The following is an 18371-nucleotide window of genomic DNA, read 5'->3' as shown; positions in this document are numbered from 1 at the left end:
GGTGCCGCTCGCCTCCGCCAGTTCCGGTGCGCACTAGGGGGGGCGGCGTGCGCAGCGACTGCTGACTTCTCCTTTGATTCTTCTTCACTGGCTTGTGGGAGCGTTCTAATGAAGTGCAACTATCGATTCGCTTGCTTGATGCTCTTGTCTATTGGTTCGGCGGGCTCTTCTCTCGCCGCCTTGGTCGCCACGATCGACACCGACCTCGCGCCGATCACCGACCCCGCGGTTCCGGCCCACACACCGCACACCCCGCCAAACCCACCTTTCAATCCATCGTCCACCGATTTGTTGACGGGGCTTTCACCGACTCTGGTGAATCCTGATGCCTCGCTTTACACGCGCGAACTTGCGGGCGGAGCCGGCGTACTGAACGACGGTTCGATTACCACCGTCTATCCCGAAGGAGGCCCCGGTGGCGACGCCATCGACCACGCCCCGTACGCCACGCTGGGCGAGAACGAGCTGGTCATTTGGGACCTCGGCGGCAAGTTCAATCTAACCAGCGCCGTGGTCTACGGTGGTTGGAATGATGGTGGTCGCGACCAAACGTTCTTTGGTTTCGACGTGTCGAGCGATGGCGTGAACTTCACGCAGCTCATCGCACTAAACGCCAACGCAGCCCACAACGCCCCCATCAGCCACCGCCTCGAGATCACCAACGACGCCGGCCTCTACATTGCCACCGGCGTCACCCACGTCCGGCTCGATCCGGGCGGAGTCGAAAACGGCTACACGGGCTACACCGAAGTCGACGTGTTCGGCGTCCGCGTCCCCGAGCCTTCGACCTTCGCCCTCCTGGCCCTGGCGGGCGTCAGTCTGCTGGTCCGCAAGTTGCGCTAATTAGCAGCGTTCTCGTAAGTTCGAGCAAAATAGGAAGCCACTAGCCGCCGGCGGAAGCCGGCGGTTTTTTATGCGCCCCAACTTTTCTTCCCCAACGCTCCAAGAATCTCTGTCAGGATTCCGCAATCGCAGGCATGTATTGGTGCGTCGGGGGGCGCACGCGTGCGATTCCCCTGCACGGGAGGGCGTGGGGAGAACGGTACGGGGGGCGTTACGCACTTACTTTTCAACGGTCGAAGAACGCGGGGCATTCGAGTTCCTAGACTTCAATTTCCACTGGGAGAGAGTTCCAATGAAGAGCAACTGGAAGGCGATTCTATTCCTGACCGTGGCGGTCGGATTCTCCGCCTCTGCCGCCCAAGCGGCGCTACTTTTCAAAGACAACTTCGACGTCGCCGACTCCGGCAGCTTCGACGCTGCGGACCTCACCGGTCGGCGTAGCGGGCCCGTTGGATCCGAGACGAACCTCCAATCGTTCGGAGCGCAGCAGTCGATCGTCGGTGGCAACCTCGAACTCAAAGGTGCCGGCGGCGTTCGCTTCGGCGCCGAAACGGCTCGCTACAATTGGGCCGGTGCTACGACTGGTCCCGCCATCCTGGCCGCTGGTGGTTTCCAAGTTACCTTCGACTGGACGCACGTTGCCGGAAGCCCGGAGTGGGTCGCCCTGAAAGTCGGCACTCCCAACGGTGACTCGGGCGTGAACGCCGCGAGCGTCGACCACGCCATGCTCATTCGCCAGAACGAAAACATCGCGGGACAGTGGACAGAACGTTGGGACAACGGTGTCGCAACCGGAGGGACGATTAGCTACAGTCCCATCCCCAACCTCAACACCTATCCCGTGGTGCTCACCTACTCGTTCAACTCGTTCGCCGACGGCTCACCCGTTAACATGAGTGCGGTAGTCAACGGCATCGAAGTCGCCAACGACAACTTCACCTGGGACGGCAACGGCGGCGCGCTGCACTTCGAACTCGCCTCGGGCGTCCAGCAACTGGTCGACAACTTCACGGTCTCGACCCGCCCAGATGTCATCCCCGAGCCCTCGACAATCGTGCTCCTAACGCTCGCTGCAACGGCGCTCGTAGTTCGCAATCGCAAGTAGCAACTCGCGCCACGCCAAACCCACTTTCTGAACCCCTAGCCGCCGGCGGAAGCCGGCGGTTTTTTTATGCGCCCAAGTCCCCCCGACTTGCGTACAATCAGCGGATGGATTCAGTCTTCCAGGGGAACTCTCGCATGCGTCCACTCACCGCCCTGCTGATCGCCTCGCTCTTCGCCGCTCATGCATCTGCGCAAGAATCCCCACCCGTCGCCATCCGCTGGTGGGGACAAGGGATGGTCTCGATCGAGACGTATTGGAATCTCACCATCGTCATCGATCCGTACAACGACAAGATCGGGTACGAAGTCCCCAACCTCACCGCCGACCTGGTGCTCGTGTCGCATGAGCACGCGGACCACAACAACGTCGAAGCGGTGAAGGGGGAGCCTAGAATTGTTCGCGGTCTCGACGACAAAGGTACGGTCGCAAGTGTATTCAATGTGCTTGGGCGCGCATCCAATGAGCGGGCGCCAGTTTGGAGCAGCGCACGAACCAAGGAGCTGAAGCCGCCGCACGCAATTCACGTGACCAGTATTCCCGCTTGGCACGACGACTCGCAGGGCTCCGAACGTGGTGCCGTCGCCATGTTCAAGATCGTGGTCGACGGCGTCTCCATTGTGCACTGCGGCGACTTGGGGCAGTCGAAGCTCACTCAAGAGCAAGTCTACCAGATCGGCGAAGTCGACGTATTGCTCCTCCCCGTCGGTGGTGTTTACACCATTGATGGCAACGGGGCGTGGGACATCGTCGCGCAAGTGAAGCCGCGCTGCGTCGTTCCGATTCACTACAAGACCGACAAGCTCAAGATACCCCTTGAGCCGGTGGACAGATTTGTGGAGCACATGCCCGAAGGTTGGGAGCTGGCGAAGCCCCCGCACAATACGCTTGCCCTCTCACCGGCCAAATCCAAAGATACTTCCGCGCCTCAGCTCGTAGTCCTCAATTACAAACCGCACGAGCCCTCCGGCGATCTCGCCACGCTGCTCGACAAGATGGACGCCTCTTGCAAGGCGTCTCAAAGAGTCTTCGCACCGCTCACCGCCAATCAAATGAATTGGCAGCCACCCGATGGCACGCATACGGCTCGCTGGAACGCCGAGCACATGATGGGTCGGCAGCTGGGGTTCTTCTCCGAGATCTACGCCGCGATCGAGCCCGAGACGTTTTCGCACATCGACCTCAACCCCGCGCAGATGCCGCCGGAATACAAGCCCGCGCACGCCGATTGGGACGGCGCTGAAGAAGCCCGGCAGATGGAGCGAGCGGACGCCTACGTTCAACGGTACGCCTACCTGCTCGACGGAGTCGACCTCGACCAACCCGCCCCCGGCAGTCGGTGGACTCTGCGAAAGTTGCTCGAGCAAATGGACCGCCACTTCACCGAGCACACGGCGAACGTCCAGAAGAAGTTCGACCTCGAAGGCTGGCCGACGGAGTAGCGGCCCGAGCTTTTCAAAATGTTTCACGTGAAACATTTTGCGAACGCTGGTTCATCGACCCCGACCAGGCTTGGTCGGGGCTATTGGCCGGACGTGCTGTTGGTCCAGTGGCGAATTGTTTCACGTGAAACATTTTGAAACGCGGTGCCCCCGCGATTCGCCGCCTCCTTGGTTTCTAGGATGCCGAGACGCCTTTTTCAAGACTTGCCTCGTTTCTTGCTGGCGGCGCGCCCAGTGACAGGTTTATAATCACCCCCAAAATTGTTTCACGTGAAACATTCTCTCGGGGGACTCGCCATGGCGAAGATTGCTTGTCCAGAATGCAAGAAGGTGTACGACGTCCCTGAGCAAGCGTTGGGTCGCACCGCCACCTGCAAGTGCGGCAAGAAATTTCGCCTGGGCAACAAGCCGGTGGTGGCGACTGCGAACGCGACGGCGACCACTGCGTCCAAGTCGACTCCTCAACCCGCCGCGCAGGCGAGCGCGCCGCGCCCCAAACCCAATCCGGTTGAAGTCGCGTCTCCGCCCTCGAAGCCGAGCGAGTCGTTCTGGGACGACGCGTTGGCCGAACCCGTCAAGAAAGCGGTGCCGGCCCGCGAGCCACAGGCCTCCATGGGCAGCCCCTACCAGGCGGCCCAGAGCAAGCCTTCGGCAAAGCCCAAGAGGAAAAAGGCGGCCAGGGCTTCGTGGGGGGTCGACTGGACCAAAGTGGGGGGCGGGGGGCTGGCTTTTGTGCTGGGGGGCGGCGGCTGTGCGCTGTTGTGGATGTCGGGCTACATCAACATTTGGCTGATCATCGTCACCGTTGGTGGGCTCTTCACCATGCTCACGGGGCTAATGGGCGAGGAGGGAATCTGGTAACATCGCCAGTCGGAATTCCCCCACTCACCTTCCGACTTTCCCCACCGAGCAAGATGCCCCAGATCAGTGCCTTTCGTGGACTGCGTTATAACCTTGGCCAGGTTGGTTCTCTGTCGAGCGTGGTTGCTCCCCCCTACGACGTGATCGATCCGGGGCTCCAGCAGCAGCTGTACGACGCCAATGAGTACAACGTTGTCCGGCTGATTCTGAACCGGGACGAGGCGGGGGACGGCGAGCACAACAACCGCTATACCCGCGCCGCAAAGCTCTATAAGCAGTGGTGCCGCGACGCCGTGCTGACGCCCGAGAACGACCCGGCGATCTACGTCTACCACCAGCACTACACGGCCAACGGCCAGGAGTACACCCGGCGGGGATTCATGTGCCGGTGCCGGCTCGAGCGGTTTGGCGAGGGGAATATCTACCCGCACGAAGAGACCCACGGCGGGGCGAAGGCCGACCGGCTGAAGCTGTGGAAGGCGTGCCGGGCGAACCTGAGCCAGATCTTTGGCCTGTACCCCGACAACTTCAACCAGGCCCAGGTGATCCTGGAAAGCGCCATCGCGGGCCACACGCCACTCGAGGCGACCGACCATTTGGGCGTGGTCAACAAGATCTGGCCGGTCACGGATATCGAGACCATCACGATGCTCGAGGCGGCCATTTCGCAGCTGCCGATCTACATCGCCGACGGCCACCATCGCTACGAGACGGCATGCAACCTGCGCGACGAGATCGCCGCTGAGTACCAGGCCAAGCACGGCAAGGAGCTGCCGTACGACCACCCGGCGAACTACGTGCTGATGATGTGCGTGTCGATGTCGGACCCCGGCATGCAGATCCTGCCGACCCACCGCCTGTTCCGCGGTTTGCCGCCGATGACCGCCGAACAGCTGATCGAGAAGCTGGGCGAGTCGTTCGAGACCGAGCCGGCCGGCAATGGTCCCGACCGCGCACTGAGCCTGTGGGAAGAAATCGAAGTGGAGGACGAGCAGGGAACGCTCGCCTTCTACACCGCCGAAGACGACGCCTGGACGCTAGCACGCATCACCGAGACGGGCGAGGCGAAGCTCGCCGAGGTTGCCAGCGAAATGTCGGACGACTGGCGTTCGCTGGGCGTCAGCATCCTTCACCGGCTGGTAATGGACACGCTGCTAGCAGTCCCCAACCTGCCCGCCCCGAAGTACGTCCGCGCCCTGAGCGAGGTGCCCGAGGGACTCCGCGCCGGCGACTCGGCAGGTCGCGACCTGACGGGGCAGGAAGGCTCCGGCGGCCGGTTCGAGCTCGCTTGTTTGGTGATGCCCGCGACGGTCGAGCACATCCGCCAGATCAGCTCGAACGGCGAACGCATGCCCGCGAAGAGCACCTACTTCTACCCCAAGGTGCTCAGCGGCCTGGTGATCAACCCGGTGGAGTGAGTGCTAGCACTCGGTGGTGCGGCCGTTTCAAATTGTTTCACGTGAAACAATTTGAAACGGCTCCTTCGGCCTTCGGGCTCAGAGAGCCCTCCCACAAATGGATTGAAGTCGAGTTCTACGAGCTTCCAGAACTCAAATCACTGGGGGCTCGCGGGGCTCGTCCCCAGCCACCCGCGTGCAAACTCGAATCTTACTGCGCGCTCAGAATGTTTCACGTGAAACAATCCGGTTGGGCCAACTCGTCCTCGTGCGCAAATTGTTTCACGTGAAACATTCTGAGGTTCTGGGAATATTTAGCCAGATTCGGAGTCGACTGTGGGAGGGGCTCTGGAGAGCCCGAGGCGCATGGGGAAGCTTCGCCAATTGTTTCACGTGAAACATTCTTCGTGGGGTAAGCATCCTGCTTGCCATGGCTGCTCTCGGGCTCTCGCAAGCTGGAAGCATGCGCCAATTGTTTCACGTGAAACAATTGGCCTTCGCCGGGGGTACTGCAATATCTGGGGGCATTCGGGCTCGGAGAGCCCTCCCACAGTTTTCCTGAAAGGCTGGACTTTTCTACGCACCGCTTTGCGGTTTTGTGCTAAATGGCCATGTGTGCACGTATGCCACTTGAAAGTAGCCGCGGGTCTGATCCAATGAAGGGGTGCAGTGGCGCGGGCCTGAGGCAACTCATCCGCGTCACCCTCTGCTAAGGACAAGCGGTGCTTCTGATCCCGAAGTGCTAGCAACAACTGGCATACCCTCGAGCGCGGGGCGATTCTACAATCCCCGCCGACCAGTTTCTGAGCCTCGTGGGCGACTCCTTGGATTCGCATTTCTGGGTTTCGGAACGGCCTGATGTCTCGCTTCCAGTACCTCGGTTCTTCAGTTCATCAATGGGTCGCGTCGTCACAATCGCGAATCAGAAGGGTGGCGTCGGTAAGACGACCACCGCGGTGAGCTTGGCGGCTGGGTGTGCGCTGGGGGGGCAGAAGACGCTGCTGGTCGACCTCGATCCGCAGTGCAACGCCACGAGTGCCTTGGGCCGGTCGCCGGTCGAGCGGCACCCGCTGGTCGATGCACGCCCGATTCGCGAGGCGGTGGCGAAGACGGACATTGAGAACCTGGAGTTACTTCCGGGGAGTCAAAGTTTTCGCGACGTCGATGCCCTTGCGACCGCGGCGGACAACGAGTCGCGGCGCGTGGCGGCGCACCTGGCGGCAAGCCTGAGTGTGTACGACATGGTGTTCGTTGATTGCCCACCGTCACTCGGTGGGCTGACGCGGACGGCGCTGGCGACCAGCGACGAAGTGATCATGCCGATCCAGTGCGAGTACTTCGCGATGGAAGGGCTGACACAAATGATCGAGGTGATTCGTCAGGTAATGCATACGGACAACGCCCGGCTGCAGTTCGGTGGCATCTTACTTACGATGTACGAACCGTCGCTCGAGCTGACGCGCGAGATCGATCGCGAGGTCCGAGAATTTTTTGGAGACGTAGTTTTCTCCACGGTTGTCCCCCGCGACGTCACGCTTGCCGAAGCGCCGAGCCATGGCCAACCGATACTCACTTACGCACCACGTTCGCAGGGATCGCGAGCGTACATAGAACTCTGTCAGGAGGTACTCGATCGTGTCTAATCAACGCCGACTGGGACGTGGCTTGGAAGCTCTTTTGGGTCGCTCGCTCGACGAACCGTCGACCACCGATGTGGCGATGGAGTCGGGTTTTGTGGCCGAAGCCCCTGCTAGCGAAGCTGGCATGCACAGCAGCATGGACCGCGATTACAACGGTCAGCTGTGGCTTGCGGTGGTGTCGATCGACGCCAACCCGCATCAGCCGCGGAAGGAATTCGACGAAGTCGAAATCGCCGATCTCGCGGATAGCATTCGCGAGCATGGTGTCATTCAGCCTTTGGTGGTTCGTCAGAATGGCGAACGGTTCGAGCTGGTTGCGGGCGAACGGCGGCTTCGCGCGGCGATGGCCGCGGGCTGGGAGCGCGTGCCGGTGCTGGTTCGCGACGTCAACGAACAGCAGATGGCCGAGCTGGCGATTGTCGAGAACATCCAGCGCAAGGATCTGAACCCGATCGAAAAAGCGAACTGCTTCGCTAAGTACATGCAGGACTACAACTGCACGCAGGAAGAACTCGCCGCGCGGATTCATGTCGATCGTTCAACCGTGGGCAACTTGGTTCGCCTGCTCGAACTTCCTGAGCAAGTGAAGAAGCTGATGGCCAAGGGCGACATCTCGCAGGGCCACGCCCGGGCGCTGTTGCCACTGGGCGATCAAGAACAGCAGATCGATTTCGCCTACCGCATCAAGGCCGAGTCGCTGACGGTCCGCGCCGTCGAGACGATGGTGACCGACGCGATGGAAGTAACGTCGGACGACTATCTCGACCCGATGGGAAGCAGCAGCCCGACCGTCGCGAAGAAGCCGAAGCCGACGCGGAGCGAGCAGATCGCGTTCCTCGAACAGGAACTGAAGACGGCGCTCGGAACCAACGTGTCGATCTCGCAAAACGCCAAGGGTCGCGGCAAGCTAACGATCCACTTCTCCGACGCGTCGGAATTCGAACGCCTGCGAAACACGCTGATGAATGGACCGTCGCCGATGTCGACGGTGGAGATTCAACCGCTGGGTTACGTGGCGTAGCTTGGTCTGCTGAATTTGAAATTCAAAACCCCTCCGACGACCTTGGGTTGTCGGAGGGGTTTTTTGTGTTGTCAGAGAGGCACGTGTAAGGTACGTGCGTTCAGATTTCGCAGCTACTAACGCATGCTTAGGCTGAAGCCCGCGGGCGCGCAGCGGCCCGAGGTCTTCCGGTATCGAGGGGGGTGCGATGGTAAGGGTGGTTTGTGGGCACTGTGGGAAGTCGACCAACGCGTCGGATGAGTATGTCGGGAAGATCGTGGCTTGCCCCGGATGCGGCGAGGCAATCGAGTTTCCGGAAACTGTGGGCCCAGCCGCTCCCCCTGTGATTCAGCCGCCGCCACTACCACCAGCGCCCGACGCGCGGCGAGTACGCAAATCGAGGAAATGGTGGCCGTGGTGGATTGTTGGCGGGATCATCGCGGGGATCGGCTTGCTCGTACTTGCCATGCAACCTGGCCCCATCATAGCATCCAGCGTCGAGCGGGCATTCTGGCGGTGGGCTGAGGATAACGCCAACGATCCCGACAGCATCGAGGTGGTGTCGATCGAGGGGCCACGGAAGTGCGACGAGGGGCCGCTATATCAGGTGAAGACGCGAGAGCCGTTCTTGGGCCAAAAAGTTCTGAATGAACGGCACTTCATAATCGTTGACGGGGTGGCGAGGGAGCCACAGCAAGGCGGCGTTAGGGCGATGCTAAAATATCGTGGGTTCGAGTATTTCGACGAGTAGAATCCTATTGAATCGCCGCCCTAGTCCGCTACGATGAATCACCTCACGCAGTCCACTTCAAAACACCGCCATCCGCTTCGGCCATACGTCGGCATTCTTGTCGCATGGCTGCGTGACAACTGATGCGGATGGCTGGTAGTGTCCTAAGATTGTGTGGCTGGGAAAATCACCGGGTGGCGAAGTAAGCGGTAAGGTATGACGCGATAATGGCCGCAAGGATAGAGCCGATAATCGAGACTATGCCGATAATTGTGGCGGTGCGATGTGCTTTTTCCAAATCCCTTCGGGTTTCCTGGTGCCGCACCTCGTACAACGCTTCAAACTGTTGTTTGCTCCTGATGTCTTCGTCTCGCCACTGCCTTGTCCGGGCATCGATCATTTCGACAAATGACATTTCTTCGTGCTCCTTTGGCGTTCTTCCCGGCAGCCATTTTGCGAACTGGCTGCACTCGCACTCCGAACTTAGAACAGTTTCAGTGAATTCTGCGAGGCTCTGCATCTCGGCACGAGTTCCGGGTGGGCTGTCCTGAGTCGATAGTGGAAAGGCTTCGCTCTTCTTCCAACACATCAATTTAGCGACAGTATTGATTCCCAGCGAACTTTGGTGCCTTCCCTGGCCCCGTACTAAGTCATTGGCTTCATAGACTTGGTTGTCGTATTCATCGAAAACGCCCATGAAGCCGCACTCTTTGCATTTTACCATTACATCACACTTCGCTTGCCAGTGCAGGCCGAGAGGCGACACAATGCGGTTGTACGATCCGCGTTGTTCTCCCAGCCCGAAAACAAATACTAGAAGCCGCCAGTTAGCCGCTGGTGGCTTCTTTGATTTTAGCCGTTCAGGCGTCTCATGCCAGCACAGAGAGAAACCGAGCGGTAGATCAAATTGAGGACGCCCCGGCTCACACGAAAGACTGTAGCCAGCACTACTACGCCCTCGGCTTCACGGCATACACCTTCACACTGGCGGCGAAGTCGTTGACGTTGTAGCGGGTGAGTAGGTCTTTGAGGCGGGCGTGCAGGTCGGCGTCGCCGGCGGAGACGATCGGCAGGCCTTCGCCCATCGCGGGCGAGCAGCACGCCGATTGGTTTTCGACTTTGGCGTAGGCGTTGAGGTCGGCGCGGGTGTCGACGATCTCGACCGCTTCGAACCCAGCAGCGAGCAGTTGCTCGCGGTAGTCGTCGATGGCAATCGCGCCGGCGATGCAACCGACGTACGCCATCAGGTCGCCCGCGAGTTCGGGAGGCAACTCTTGCTTCAGCGCGATGTCGCTTACCGCGAGTCGCCCGCCTGGCTTCAGCACGCGGGCCACTTCGCGGAACACCGACGGCTTATCAGGGGCGAGATTGATCACGCAGTTGCTGATCACGCAGTCGACCGAGTTGTCAGCGAGTGGCAGGTTATCGATCGTGGCGTGATGGAACTCGACGTTCGTAGCGCCCGATCGTTCGGCGTTGCGGCGGGCGAGCGTGAGCATCTCGGGGGTCATGTCGATGCCAATAGCGCGGCCGGTGCTGCCTACTTTTTTGGCAGCGAGGAACACATCGAGCCCGCCACCGCAACCGAGATCGACTACGACTTCTCCCTCGCGGAGCGTTGCCGACGCCGTGGGGTTGCCGCACGAGAGGCCCATGTTGGCCTCGGCGGGAATCGACGCGAGTTCTTCCGGTGTGTAGCCAAACGCTTCGGCGACGGCTTTCACCCCCTCGTGTCCGGTCGACAGTCCGGCCTGCGCGACGCTGCCGTACTTTGATTTGACCGCTTCTTGAATGTCCATGAGAGTCTTCTGCCTTAGGTGTTGGAGGGATCGAGAGTTGTTGGCTCGACCTCTTCGTGGTTCTGTCCGACGACGCGTAGGTCGTCGGCTATGGGGAGATTCGATTCGAGGTGCTCGGGTTCTGCGCCGTTGTGTGCTCGGTCGCGAAGTACCGTCTTTGGAACCAGAACGCGACGCTCACTAGTCCGATCATCACGGGGACTTCGACGAGGGGTCCGATGACCGCGGCGAAGGCGGCGCCGGAGTGGATGCCGAATACCGCAATGGCGACGGCGATGGCGAGTTCGAAATTGTTGCTAGCAGCGGTGAAGGCAAGGGTAGTGGTTTTCGAGTAGTCCGCACCGATCTGCCGGCCCATGAAAAAGCTGACGACGAACATAACGACGAAGTAGATCACTAGCGGAATGGCAATCAGCAGGACGTCGCCCGGGATCTGGACGATCTGTTCGCCCTTGAGACTGAACATCACGAGGATTGTAAATAGTAGCGCGATGAGCGTCATGGGACTGATGCGGGGGATGAACTCCTGCTCGTACCAGTCGCGACCTTTTGCGCGAACGAGTACGAACCGCGTGATCATGCCGGCGAGGAACGGAATGCCCAGATAGATGAAAACGCTCTGGGCGATGTCGCTCATGCTGACTTGGACGACGCTCGCTTCGAGGCCCAGGATCGGCGGGAGCCAGGTGAGAAACACCCACGCGTAGACGCTGTAAAACAGGACCTGAAACACGCTATTGAACGCCACGAGTCCCGCGGCGTACTCGGTGTCGCCACGCGCGAGGTCGTTCCACACGATGACCATCGCGATGCAGCGGGCGAGTCCGATGAGAATGAGGCCGGTCATGTATTCCGGGTAGTCGCGGAGGAATAGTACCGCGAGTGCGAACATTAATACTGGACCGATCACCCAGTTTTGAACGAGCGACAGGCCGAGAATCTTCCAGTTGCGAAACACGTCGCCGAGCTCTTCGTACCGCACCTTGGCGAGTGGCGGGTACATCATCAGCACTAGGCCGATGGCGATGGGGATGTTGGTCGTCCCCACTTGAAACTGATCGATGAACGCCTCGGTGCCTGGCAGCAGGTAGCCGAGCGCCACGCCGATGGCCATCGCCAGGAAGATCCAGAGCGTCAGGTAGCGATCGAGAAATCCCAGCCGGCCATTGGGGCAGCAGGCGATGTCGCTCGCGGCGGTGCTAGCTGTGGGGTTAGCCATGGTGTTCCCCAGTTGACGACTGCTCTCCGGTAAGTGAATCGGGCAGGGTCGCCACGTAGTCGCGAATCTCGTCACGCACTCGGCGGTAATGCTCCAGGCCCTCCGCTTCGCTTGCGGCTTCGCGGGCGAGTCGGGGGGGATCGTCGAAGGCGTGATGAACGACCTTAGCGCTGCCGCGAAATAGGGGGCATGACTCAGCGGCGTTGTCGCACACGGTCACCACGTAGTCGAACTCCACGTCGGCGAGTTCGTCCACGTGCTTCGAATGCTGCGAGGTGATGTCGACACCCGCTTCGCGCATCACGGCGATGGCGTGCGGGTTCATGCCGTGCGTGGCGACGCCGGCCGAGTAGGCCTCGATCGCATCGCCCTTTAGATGGTGGGCCCAACCTTCGGCCATTTGGCTGCGGCAGGAGTTTCCGGTGCAGAGGAAGAGGACTTTTAACATTTGCAGTTCGCTTGTTGCTTGCAGAGTTCTTCGGGCGAGATCTTGAGTACCGCCTTGAGTCGTTTCTGGTCGGCCTTCGCTTGTTTGTCTTGCTGAAGACTCTTGAGGACGAGCGCGAGTGCTTCGTGCGACTCCGCCGGCGCATCGTCGTCGGCGAGTCGGAAGTAGGCCCATCGACCTTCTTTGCGCGACTCGACGAGCCTCGCCTGGTGCAGGATCGACATGTGCTTGGAGACCGTGGACGAGGCGAGTGCCAGCACCTCGACGATCTGGCAGAGGCAGAGCTCGCGGCCTTCGAGCAGGCCGAGTGCCCGGAGCCGATTTTCGTCGCCGAGTGCTTTGGTGATCGCGAGGAGGTTTCGCATGGGTGGTTTTGCTGGGTGCGTCATTTCGCCAATTAACGAAATGATAGGTTGGGGGGCGAGGGTGGTCAAGCGCGGGTTAGGCGCTGCTTGGGGAGTGAGCTGGGGCGCAGCACGCCCCGGCTCGCACGATCGGATAGAAGCGAGAAAACCCCTCCGACGACCTGGTGTTGTCGGAGGGGTTTTTCGTTGAGAGAGCGATGAGTGATTGAAAGTTTGCTCCGACGACGCGTAGGTCGTCGGCTAGTGAGGTTACTGTTGGAGTCTGTTTGCTACTCGCTCGCCTTATTGTTGCGCTGGGCGGCTTCTAGCTTCTGGATGTCCGCGGGCGAGAGCTCGGGGCGGTTGATCTTGATGGTGAGCTTGTTCAGCTTGCCGGTGAAGGTGTACGGGGGCGAGTAGTCGGCGTCGTTCACGCCGGTGAGGGTGTCGCTTCCGATGTCGAAGCTTTCGTCCCATTGCAGGATCATCGGGAGCGTCTTTTCCATTTTGATGGTTTGGACTTCTTTGCCATCGACCTTCAGGGTACCGGTGCCGCTGCGGCCGAGCCCGCTCAGGCTATTGAAGGCGAGCGTGCCGGCGCCGAGGCCGTCGTAGACGAAGTCGAACTCGACGGTGTGCGTGCCGGGAGCGAGGGCTTCGGGGCTTTGCCACTTGATGCGCTGGAGGTCGATCAGGTTCCAGAGGAACGTCGGCTTGCCCTCGTGCAGGTAGAATCCGTAGCCCGCGAATCGCCCGCCGGAGGTGAGCATCATGCCTTCGGCGCCACCTTCGGGCACTTCAATCTCGGCGGTGATGGTGTAAGAGCTGTTGAGCAGGAACGGCGAATCGCCCTGCGGCAGGCCGATCATGGGGGTGGTGTAGACGAACTCGCTGCGTCCTGCCGTGATGTTGGGGCGTGGTGCGACCATGCGGCCGGCGACCGAGGCGTTCATGGGAAACACTTGGTACTGATTCGCCTGCTGGACGAACATCTTTCCCAGCTCTTCGACCTTCTCGGGGTGCTTGTCGGCGATGTCGGTCGACTGCGAGAAGTCCTTGGACAAATCGTAGAGCTGGAACTTCTGGTTATTGAGTGGGTCGGGGTTCACCTCGCCAAAGGCGTCCCACGGGGCGCGGTTCACGGCGGTGCTCATCAGCCAGCCGTCGTGGTACATGGCCCACTGTCCCATCATTTCGAAGTACTGCGTCTTGTGACGCGAGGGGGCTTTGGCGTTCTCCGCGTCGAAGGTGTAGAGGAAGCTGGTGCCTTCGATGGGAGCTTGCGGAATGCCATCGACTTCGGCGGGGGCGGGAATGCCGCACGCTTCGAGCAGCGTGGGGACAACGTCGATCACGTGAATGAACTGCTCGCGGAGTGCGCCCCGGTCCTTGATCCTCGCGGGCCACGAGACGACCATGTTTTGGTTGACGCCACCCAGTCGCGAAGCGTTTTGCTTGAACCAGTCGAACGGCGTATCGAACGCCCACGACCAGCCGGCGGACATGTGGTTGTAGGTCTCTTCGGTGCCCCAGGCGTCGTAGAACTTCATCTGCTGTTCGACAGGAACGGAGACGCCATTGAAGAACGCCACTTCGTTGGGCGTGCCGAGCGGACCACCTTCGGCGCTCGTGCCGTTGTCGCCATTGATGTAAATGACCAGGGTGTTTTCGAGCCGGCCGAGGTCTTCAAACGCCTGGACAACACGGCCGATTTCGTAGTCGCTGTACGCGGCGTAGGCGGCGAACACCTCGACTTGGCGAATGAACAGTTTCTTCTCGTCCGCCGAGAGCTCGTCCCAGGGCTTCAGCACTTCCTTGGGCCAGGGTGCGAGCTTCGTGTCCTGGGGGATGACGCCGAGGCGTTTTTGATTGGCGAAGATCTGCTCGCGGAGTTTCTCGTAGCCGTCGTCGAACAGGTGCATGTCGTGAATCTTCTCGACCCATTCCTTGGTTGGATGGTGCGGGGCGTGGGTCGCGCCGGGGCAGTAGTAGACGAACAGCGGCCGCGAGGGGTCGGTCTGGTGCATGCGGTTCGTCCAGTCGATGGCATCGTCGGCCATCCCGGTGACGAGGTTCCACTTGCCCTCCTGTCCGCGGAAGGGATAGATCTGCGTGGTGTTGCGGAACAGGTTGGGCTGCCACTGATTGGCGTCGCCCCCCATGAAGCCATAGAAGTACTCGAAGCCCATGCCGTTGGGCCACTGGTCGAAGGGGCCGAGCTGACTGGCCTGGAAGGCGGGCGTGTTGTGGTTCTTGCCAAACCAACTGGTCGAGTAGCCATTGGCTTGCAGCATCCGGCCAATGGTTGCTTTGTTCTTGGGGAGGATGCTGTTGTATCCTGGGAAACCTGTAGCCTGTTCGGAGATGACGCCGAAGCCAGCGGAGTGGTGGTTCCGTCCGGTAATGAGTGCAGCGCGCGTCGGCGAGCATAGGGCCGTGGAGCAGATGCGATTGTAGCGCAGGCCGGCATTCGCGATGCGATCCATCGCGGGTGTGGGGATCACACCACCGAACGTGCTTGGCACGCCAAAGCCGGCGTCGTCGGTCAGGATGACCAGGATGTTCGGGGCACCCGCCGGCGGGACCACGCGAGGTGGCCACCACGCCTTGGAGTCGAGAGCGTCTTGCTTGATGACGCCGCCAAACTTTGGGTCGGGTGGCGGAAGCTGGTTGCCCTCGATGGTGCTGGTGGCGCTGGGCGAGCCCGCGGTGCCGGTGGTTTCGACGCCCATCGCAGTTTGATGCGTGGGGATCGTCGCGCAGAGAGTAGCTGAAAGGATAAAGCCCCACGCGCGCACGAAGCGGCGATCACGACAAGCACCGTCGGACATCTCAGAACCCCTGCACCAAAGAGACAAGCGACGCCCGCAGGTCCGCCCATCGCGGAGACTCCCCAGGCCGTCCAGCTCATAGCGTACCGCAATGAGGGGCGTCCGCTAGTAGGAAAGTCTTGAAATCGCGGGGCGAACGAATTGGTCGAATGTGGACTCGGGCGTCGCGATTCGCGGTGCGTGGTACTGCCGTTTGTGGCACGTGGCGTGGTTGGCTAAATCTCGACGTGCATCACGCCATCGACTTCGTCGAAGTGGCCGATTTTGAGCAGCACACCTGGATTGTCGGGCATCTCGGCGACGAACGCAGGATCGGCCACCATTACCGATGGCAGAACGCCGAGACCCATCGCGGCCAGGTAGCTGACCGTGAGCGACATCGACACGTACCAGGGCACGGTGCCAAGCGCGAACATTAGCAGGCGATCGCGTTCTTCGCGGCGGAGTTCTTGCTCGATGCAGAACTGCTCGATCACTTCGGTGCGCTTGAGTGGGCTGGTGAGGGCCAGCATGTCGTCGAACGAACAAGGGGTCGAGCGATGCTGCTGGTAGGTTCGCGTGGCGGCGAGCACGCGCTTGCGTCGTTCGAACTCGAGCTTCGCTTCGAGGGCGTCGATCTGCCGCTGGCGACGGTTGGCGTAGTAGTTGGCCATCGCGCGGGGCAGGGCGAGCAGCGTGTTCGCCGCGGCGGCGAGAGCCTGGGTCGACCGTTGAAACACGGCCTGACGACGGTACTCGTCGAACACCTGGCGTTTCACTTTTTCGATGGCCGCGTTGACGTCCTCGCGAGTGGTGAGGATCAGCTGATTGCCCGACTCGACGCACAGCGGTTTGAAGTAGTAGACCTTCACGCCACGCTGTTGCCCGGGACCGGCGAGAAACTCGTCGAGGCGGGTTTGCACGCAGGCGGGGATCTTGTCTTCGATCTTCGCGAAGTCCTGTTGCTCGGTGATGCTCACCAAGAAGCGTCCCTTGGGCAGTCGGATCGAGGCCTCGAACAAATCGAGCTCGCGGACCTGGGTGAAGCGGTCCTTATGTTTGCGCAGGGCGGCGTCCCATCGCACGTCGGCGGAAGCGAACGGCCGGGTCTCGCGGATCATCGTTTCGGCGAGCAGCGTGTGGTCGTCCTTGGGCGGAACCCAAAGCGGCTCGCCGACCCACCGGGCGAACGGTTCGAGTTGCTGGTCGAGCGAGAAGGGCTCGGCCGACAGCGGGTCGACGATCGATGGCCGAACTGGGCGAGTTTGGCTGCGTAAGGGAGTGGGTCGGCGGAGAGTCGTGGGCATGTTCGGGCTCCTAGAAAAGAGAACAGAACCACCAGGCATCCGCTACGACCCGCCTCTCTCGCGCTCACTGGCCGGCGAGGCGAAGTTTGGTAACGGATGAAAGGTTTATTCGCTCAAGTAGCTTGCGGTTATTCGCGAGTGCCCCGACTTTCTTGATGACTTTTTGCATCATCGCTCACGCGGCGGGTCTTCGGATTGCCGAAGCGAAGTGGGAAATTGGGGTAAATGGCAAGGCCTGCGGACATTCCCCATTGTGGGGGTTTTAGGGCACGGGCATACTTGAAGGACTGCATTACTCACTTTGATTTTCACCCTTGGACGACGCTCATGACCGCAACCCACAACTGGATTCTCCCCCCTCTCGCAGTGATGCTTGTGTCCCTCCTGCCTGCGAGCACTTTCGCCGCGTTCGTCGACCTCGGCCCCGCGGGCGATTTCAACGTTTACGTGCTGGGTAACAACACCCAGTTCGGCACCGACTCGCATGGTCCTATCGCCGTTGGTGGCGACGCGCTGTTTGGTGGCTACAACATTGCTAGCCAGATGAATTCGTCGTCCACTAGCCTGGTCGTTGGCGGCAACTTCAGCAACACCAGCAATCAAATCAAGGGAAAGATGTACGTCGGTGGTAGCTCGAACTGGGCCACCCCGACCATCAATGGCAACGTGTACGTCAACGGCAACGCGACCTTCACCGGTGGCGGTAGCGTCAATGGCACCATGACCGTTGGTGGCACCTACTCGGCCCCCGGCTATTTCCCCACGCCCACCGTTGCGACGACGCCACTGCCGATCGACTTCGCGGCAACCAATGCCTACTTGATCGAGATGGCGGACTACCTGACGTCGCTCGCGCCGACCGACACCACGTCGATCAATGGCTTCGGCTACGTGACGCTCAACGTCACCAGCGGCGGAAGCTTCGCCAGCTTCGATCTCACGACGGCACAACTCGCGGGTGCGACGGGCCAGGGACTGACGATTAACGCCCCCGCCGGAACCACCGTGGTGGTGAACGTGGATGGCCCGATGGCCACCATGAGCAGCTTTGGCATTTTCCTCAACGGCGGCATCGACGAGCACGAGGTGCTTTACAACTTCGCCGACGCCACGAGCCTGGCGATCAGCAGCATTGGTATCCGCGGCACCGTGCTCGCCCCGCGTGCCAACGTGGCGTTTAACAGCGGGAACATCGACGGCACCATGATTGCCGGCAATCTGTCGGGCCAGGGCGAGTCGCACTTGTTCCTGTTCAACGGCAACCTGCCAACTCCGCCGGTTAATATTCCCGAACCTTCGAGCGTGGTACTCGTGGCCCTGGGTGCCCTGGCGGCTTGGGGCGTGCGTGGACGTATTTCCGGGCGGGTTTAGTCGTCCGGCAATCCGAGCGACCTGATATAGCTCGACTTCATCGAAAATGCATTACAAT

16 protein-coding genes are annotated in these 18371 nt (G+C 60.7%); 9 read left to right on the top strand and 7 right to left on the bottom strand.

All coding sequences use genetic code 11. The features are described 5' to 3' along the window. Positions 1–108: 108 nt before the first annotated feature. From SH292x_RS18870 to SH292x_RS18835, 8 genes are all read left to right on the top strand, one after another. Positions 109–843, top strand: coding sequence for a PEP-CTERM sorting domain-containing protein (locus SH292x_RS18870; protein WP_442482575.1), 735 nt, complete (start codon positions 109–111; stop codon positions 841–843). 292 nt (positions 844–1135) lie between these two features. Beyond that, positions 1136–1948: a PEP-CTERM sorting domain-containing protein gene (locus SH292x_RS18865; RefSeq protein WP_442482574.1), complete on the top strand. Its 813-nt coding sequence runs from the start codon at positions 1136–1138 to the stop codon at positions 1946–1948. Between the two features lie 134 nt (positions 1949–2082). After that, entirely contained in the window at positions 2083–3387 is a 1305-nt protein-coding gene (locus SH292x_RS18860) for an MBL fold metallo-hydrolase (RefSeq protein WP_442482573.1), read from the top strand. A gap of 297 nt (positions 3388–3684) precedes the next feature. Continuing rightward, a complete protein-coding gene (locus tag SH292x_RS18855) occupies positions 3685–4248 on the top strand; it encodes a hypothetical protein (protein WP_442482572.1) in 564 nt (187 codons plus the stop codon). Between the two features lie 53 nt (positions 4249–4301). Continuing rightward, the gene (locus SH292x_RS18850) at positions 4302–5666 is read left to right on the top strand and encodes a DUF1015 domain-containing protein (RefSeq protein ID WP_442482571.1); all 1365 of its coding nucleotides are present in this window, start codon (positions 4302–4304) and stop codon (positions 5664–5666) included. Between the two features lie 875 nt (positions 5667–6541). Then, a complete protein-coding gene (locus SH292x_RS18845; RefSeq protein WP_442482570.1) occupies positions 6542–7288 on the top strand; it encodes a ParA family protein in 747 nt (248 codons plus the stop codon). Then, a complete protein-coding gene (locus SH292x_RS18840) occupies positions 7281–8306 on the top strand; it encodes a ParB/RepB/Spo0J family partition protein (RefSeq protein ID WP_442482569.1) in 1026 nt (341 codons plus the stop codon). The genes SH292x_RS18845 and SH292x_RS18840 overlap by 8 nt, the downstream gene beginning before the upstream one ends. A 445-nt stretch (positions 8307–8751) precedes the next feature. Further along, positions 8752–9036, top strand: a complete 285-nt coding sequence (locus SH292x_RS18835) for a hypothetical protein (RefSeq protein ID WP_442482568.1) — start codon at positions 8752–8754, stop codon at positions 9034–9036. Positions 9037–9202: 166 nt separating this feature from the next. On the opposite strand, the gene SH292x_RS18830 is transcribed toward SH292x_RS18835, so the two are convergent. The 7 genes from SH292x_RS18830 to SH292x_RS18800 all read right to left on the bottom strand — a co-directional run bounded on the left by SH292x_RS18830 (position 9203) and on the right by SH292x_RS18800 (position 16942). Then, a complete protein-coding gene (locus tag SH292x_RS18830; protein WP_442482567.1) occupies positions 9203–9712 on the bottom strand; it encodes a hypothetical protein in 510 nt (169 codons plus the stop codon). Between the two features lie 253 nt (positions 9713–9965). After that, on the bottom strand, positions 9966–10814 hold the full coding sequence (gene arsM / locus SH292x_RS18825) for an arsenite methyltransferase (RefSeq protein WP_442482566.1): 849 nt from the start codon (positions 10812–10814) through the stop codon (positions 9966–9968). Positions 10815–10902: 88 nt separating this feature from the next. Beyond that, a complete protein-coding gene (arsB, locus tag SH292x_RS18820; RefSeq protein ID WP_442482565.1) occupies positions 10903–12033 on the bottom strand; it encodes an ACR3 family arsenite efflux transporter in 1131 nt (376 codons plus the stop codon). Next, positions 12026–12481: an arsenate reductase ArsC gene (locus SH292x_RS18815; RefSeq protein ID WP_442482564.1), complete on the bottom strand. Its 456-nt coding sequence runs from the start codon at positions 12479–12481 to the stop codon at positions 12026–12028. Before SH292x_RS18815 ends, arsB begins: the two co-directional genes overlap by 8 nt. Further along, entirely contained in the window at positions 12475–12846 is a 372-nt protein-coding gene (locus SH292x_RS18810) for an ArsR/SmtB family transcription factor (RefSeq protein ID WP_442482563.1), read from the bottom strand. The genes SH292x_RS18815 and SH292x_RS18810 overlap by 7 nt, the downstream gene beginning before the upstream one ends. 269 nt (positions 12847–13115) lie before the next feature. After that, positions 13116–15656 carry an arylsulfatase gene (locus SH292x_RS18805; RefSeq protein WP_442482562.1) on the bottom strand — a complete coding sequence of 847 codons (2541 nt, stop codon included), beginning with the start codon at positions 15654–15656 and terminating at the stop codon, positions 13116–13118. A gap of 215 nt (positions 15657–15871) precedes the next feature. Continuing rightward, positions 15872–16942 (bottom strand): hypothetical protein, encoded by a 1071-nt coding sequence (locus tag SH292x_RS18800; RefSeq protein WP_442482561.1) that lies wholly within the window; start codon positions 16940–16942, stop codon positions 15872–15874. A gap of 369 nt (positions 16943–17311) precedes the next feature. On the opposite strand from SH292x_RS18800, the gene SH292x_RS18795 reads away from it, so the two are divergent. Next, entirely contained in the window at positions 17312–18313 is a 1002-nt protein-coding gene (locus SH292x_RS18795) for a choice-of-anchor A family protein (protein ID WP_442482560.1), read from the top strand. The last annotated feature ends 58 nt before the right edge of the window (positions 18314–18371 follow it).

Source organism: Aeoliella fuhlenseeensis (assembly GCF_052161615.1).
Classification (GTDB): domain Bacteria; phylum Planctomycetota; class Planctomycetia; order Pirellulales; family Lacipirellulaceae; genus Aeoliella.
The sequence above is the reverse complement of the archived record's forward strand: the minus strand, read 5'-3'. Positions and strand labels throughout refer to the sequence as shown.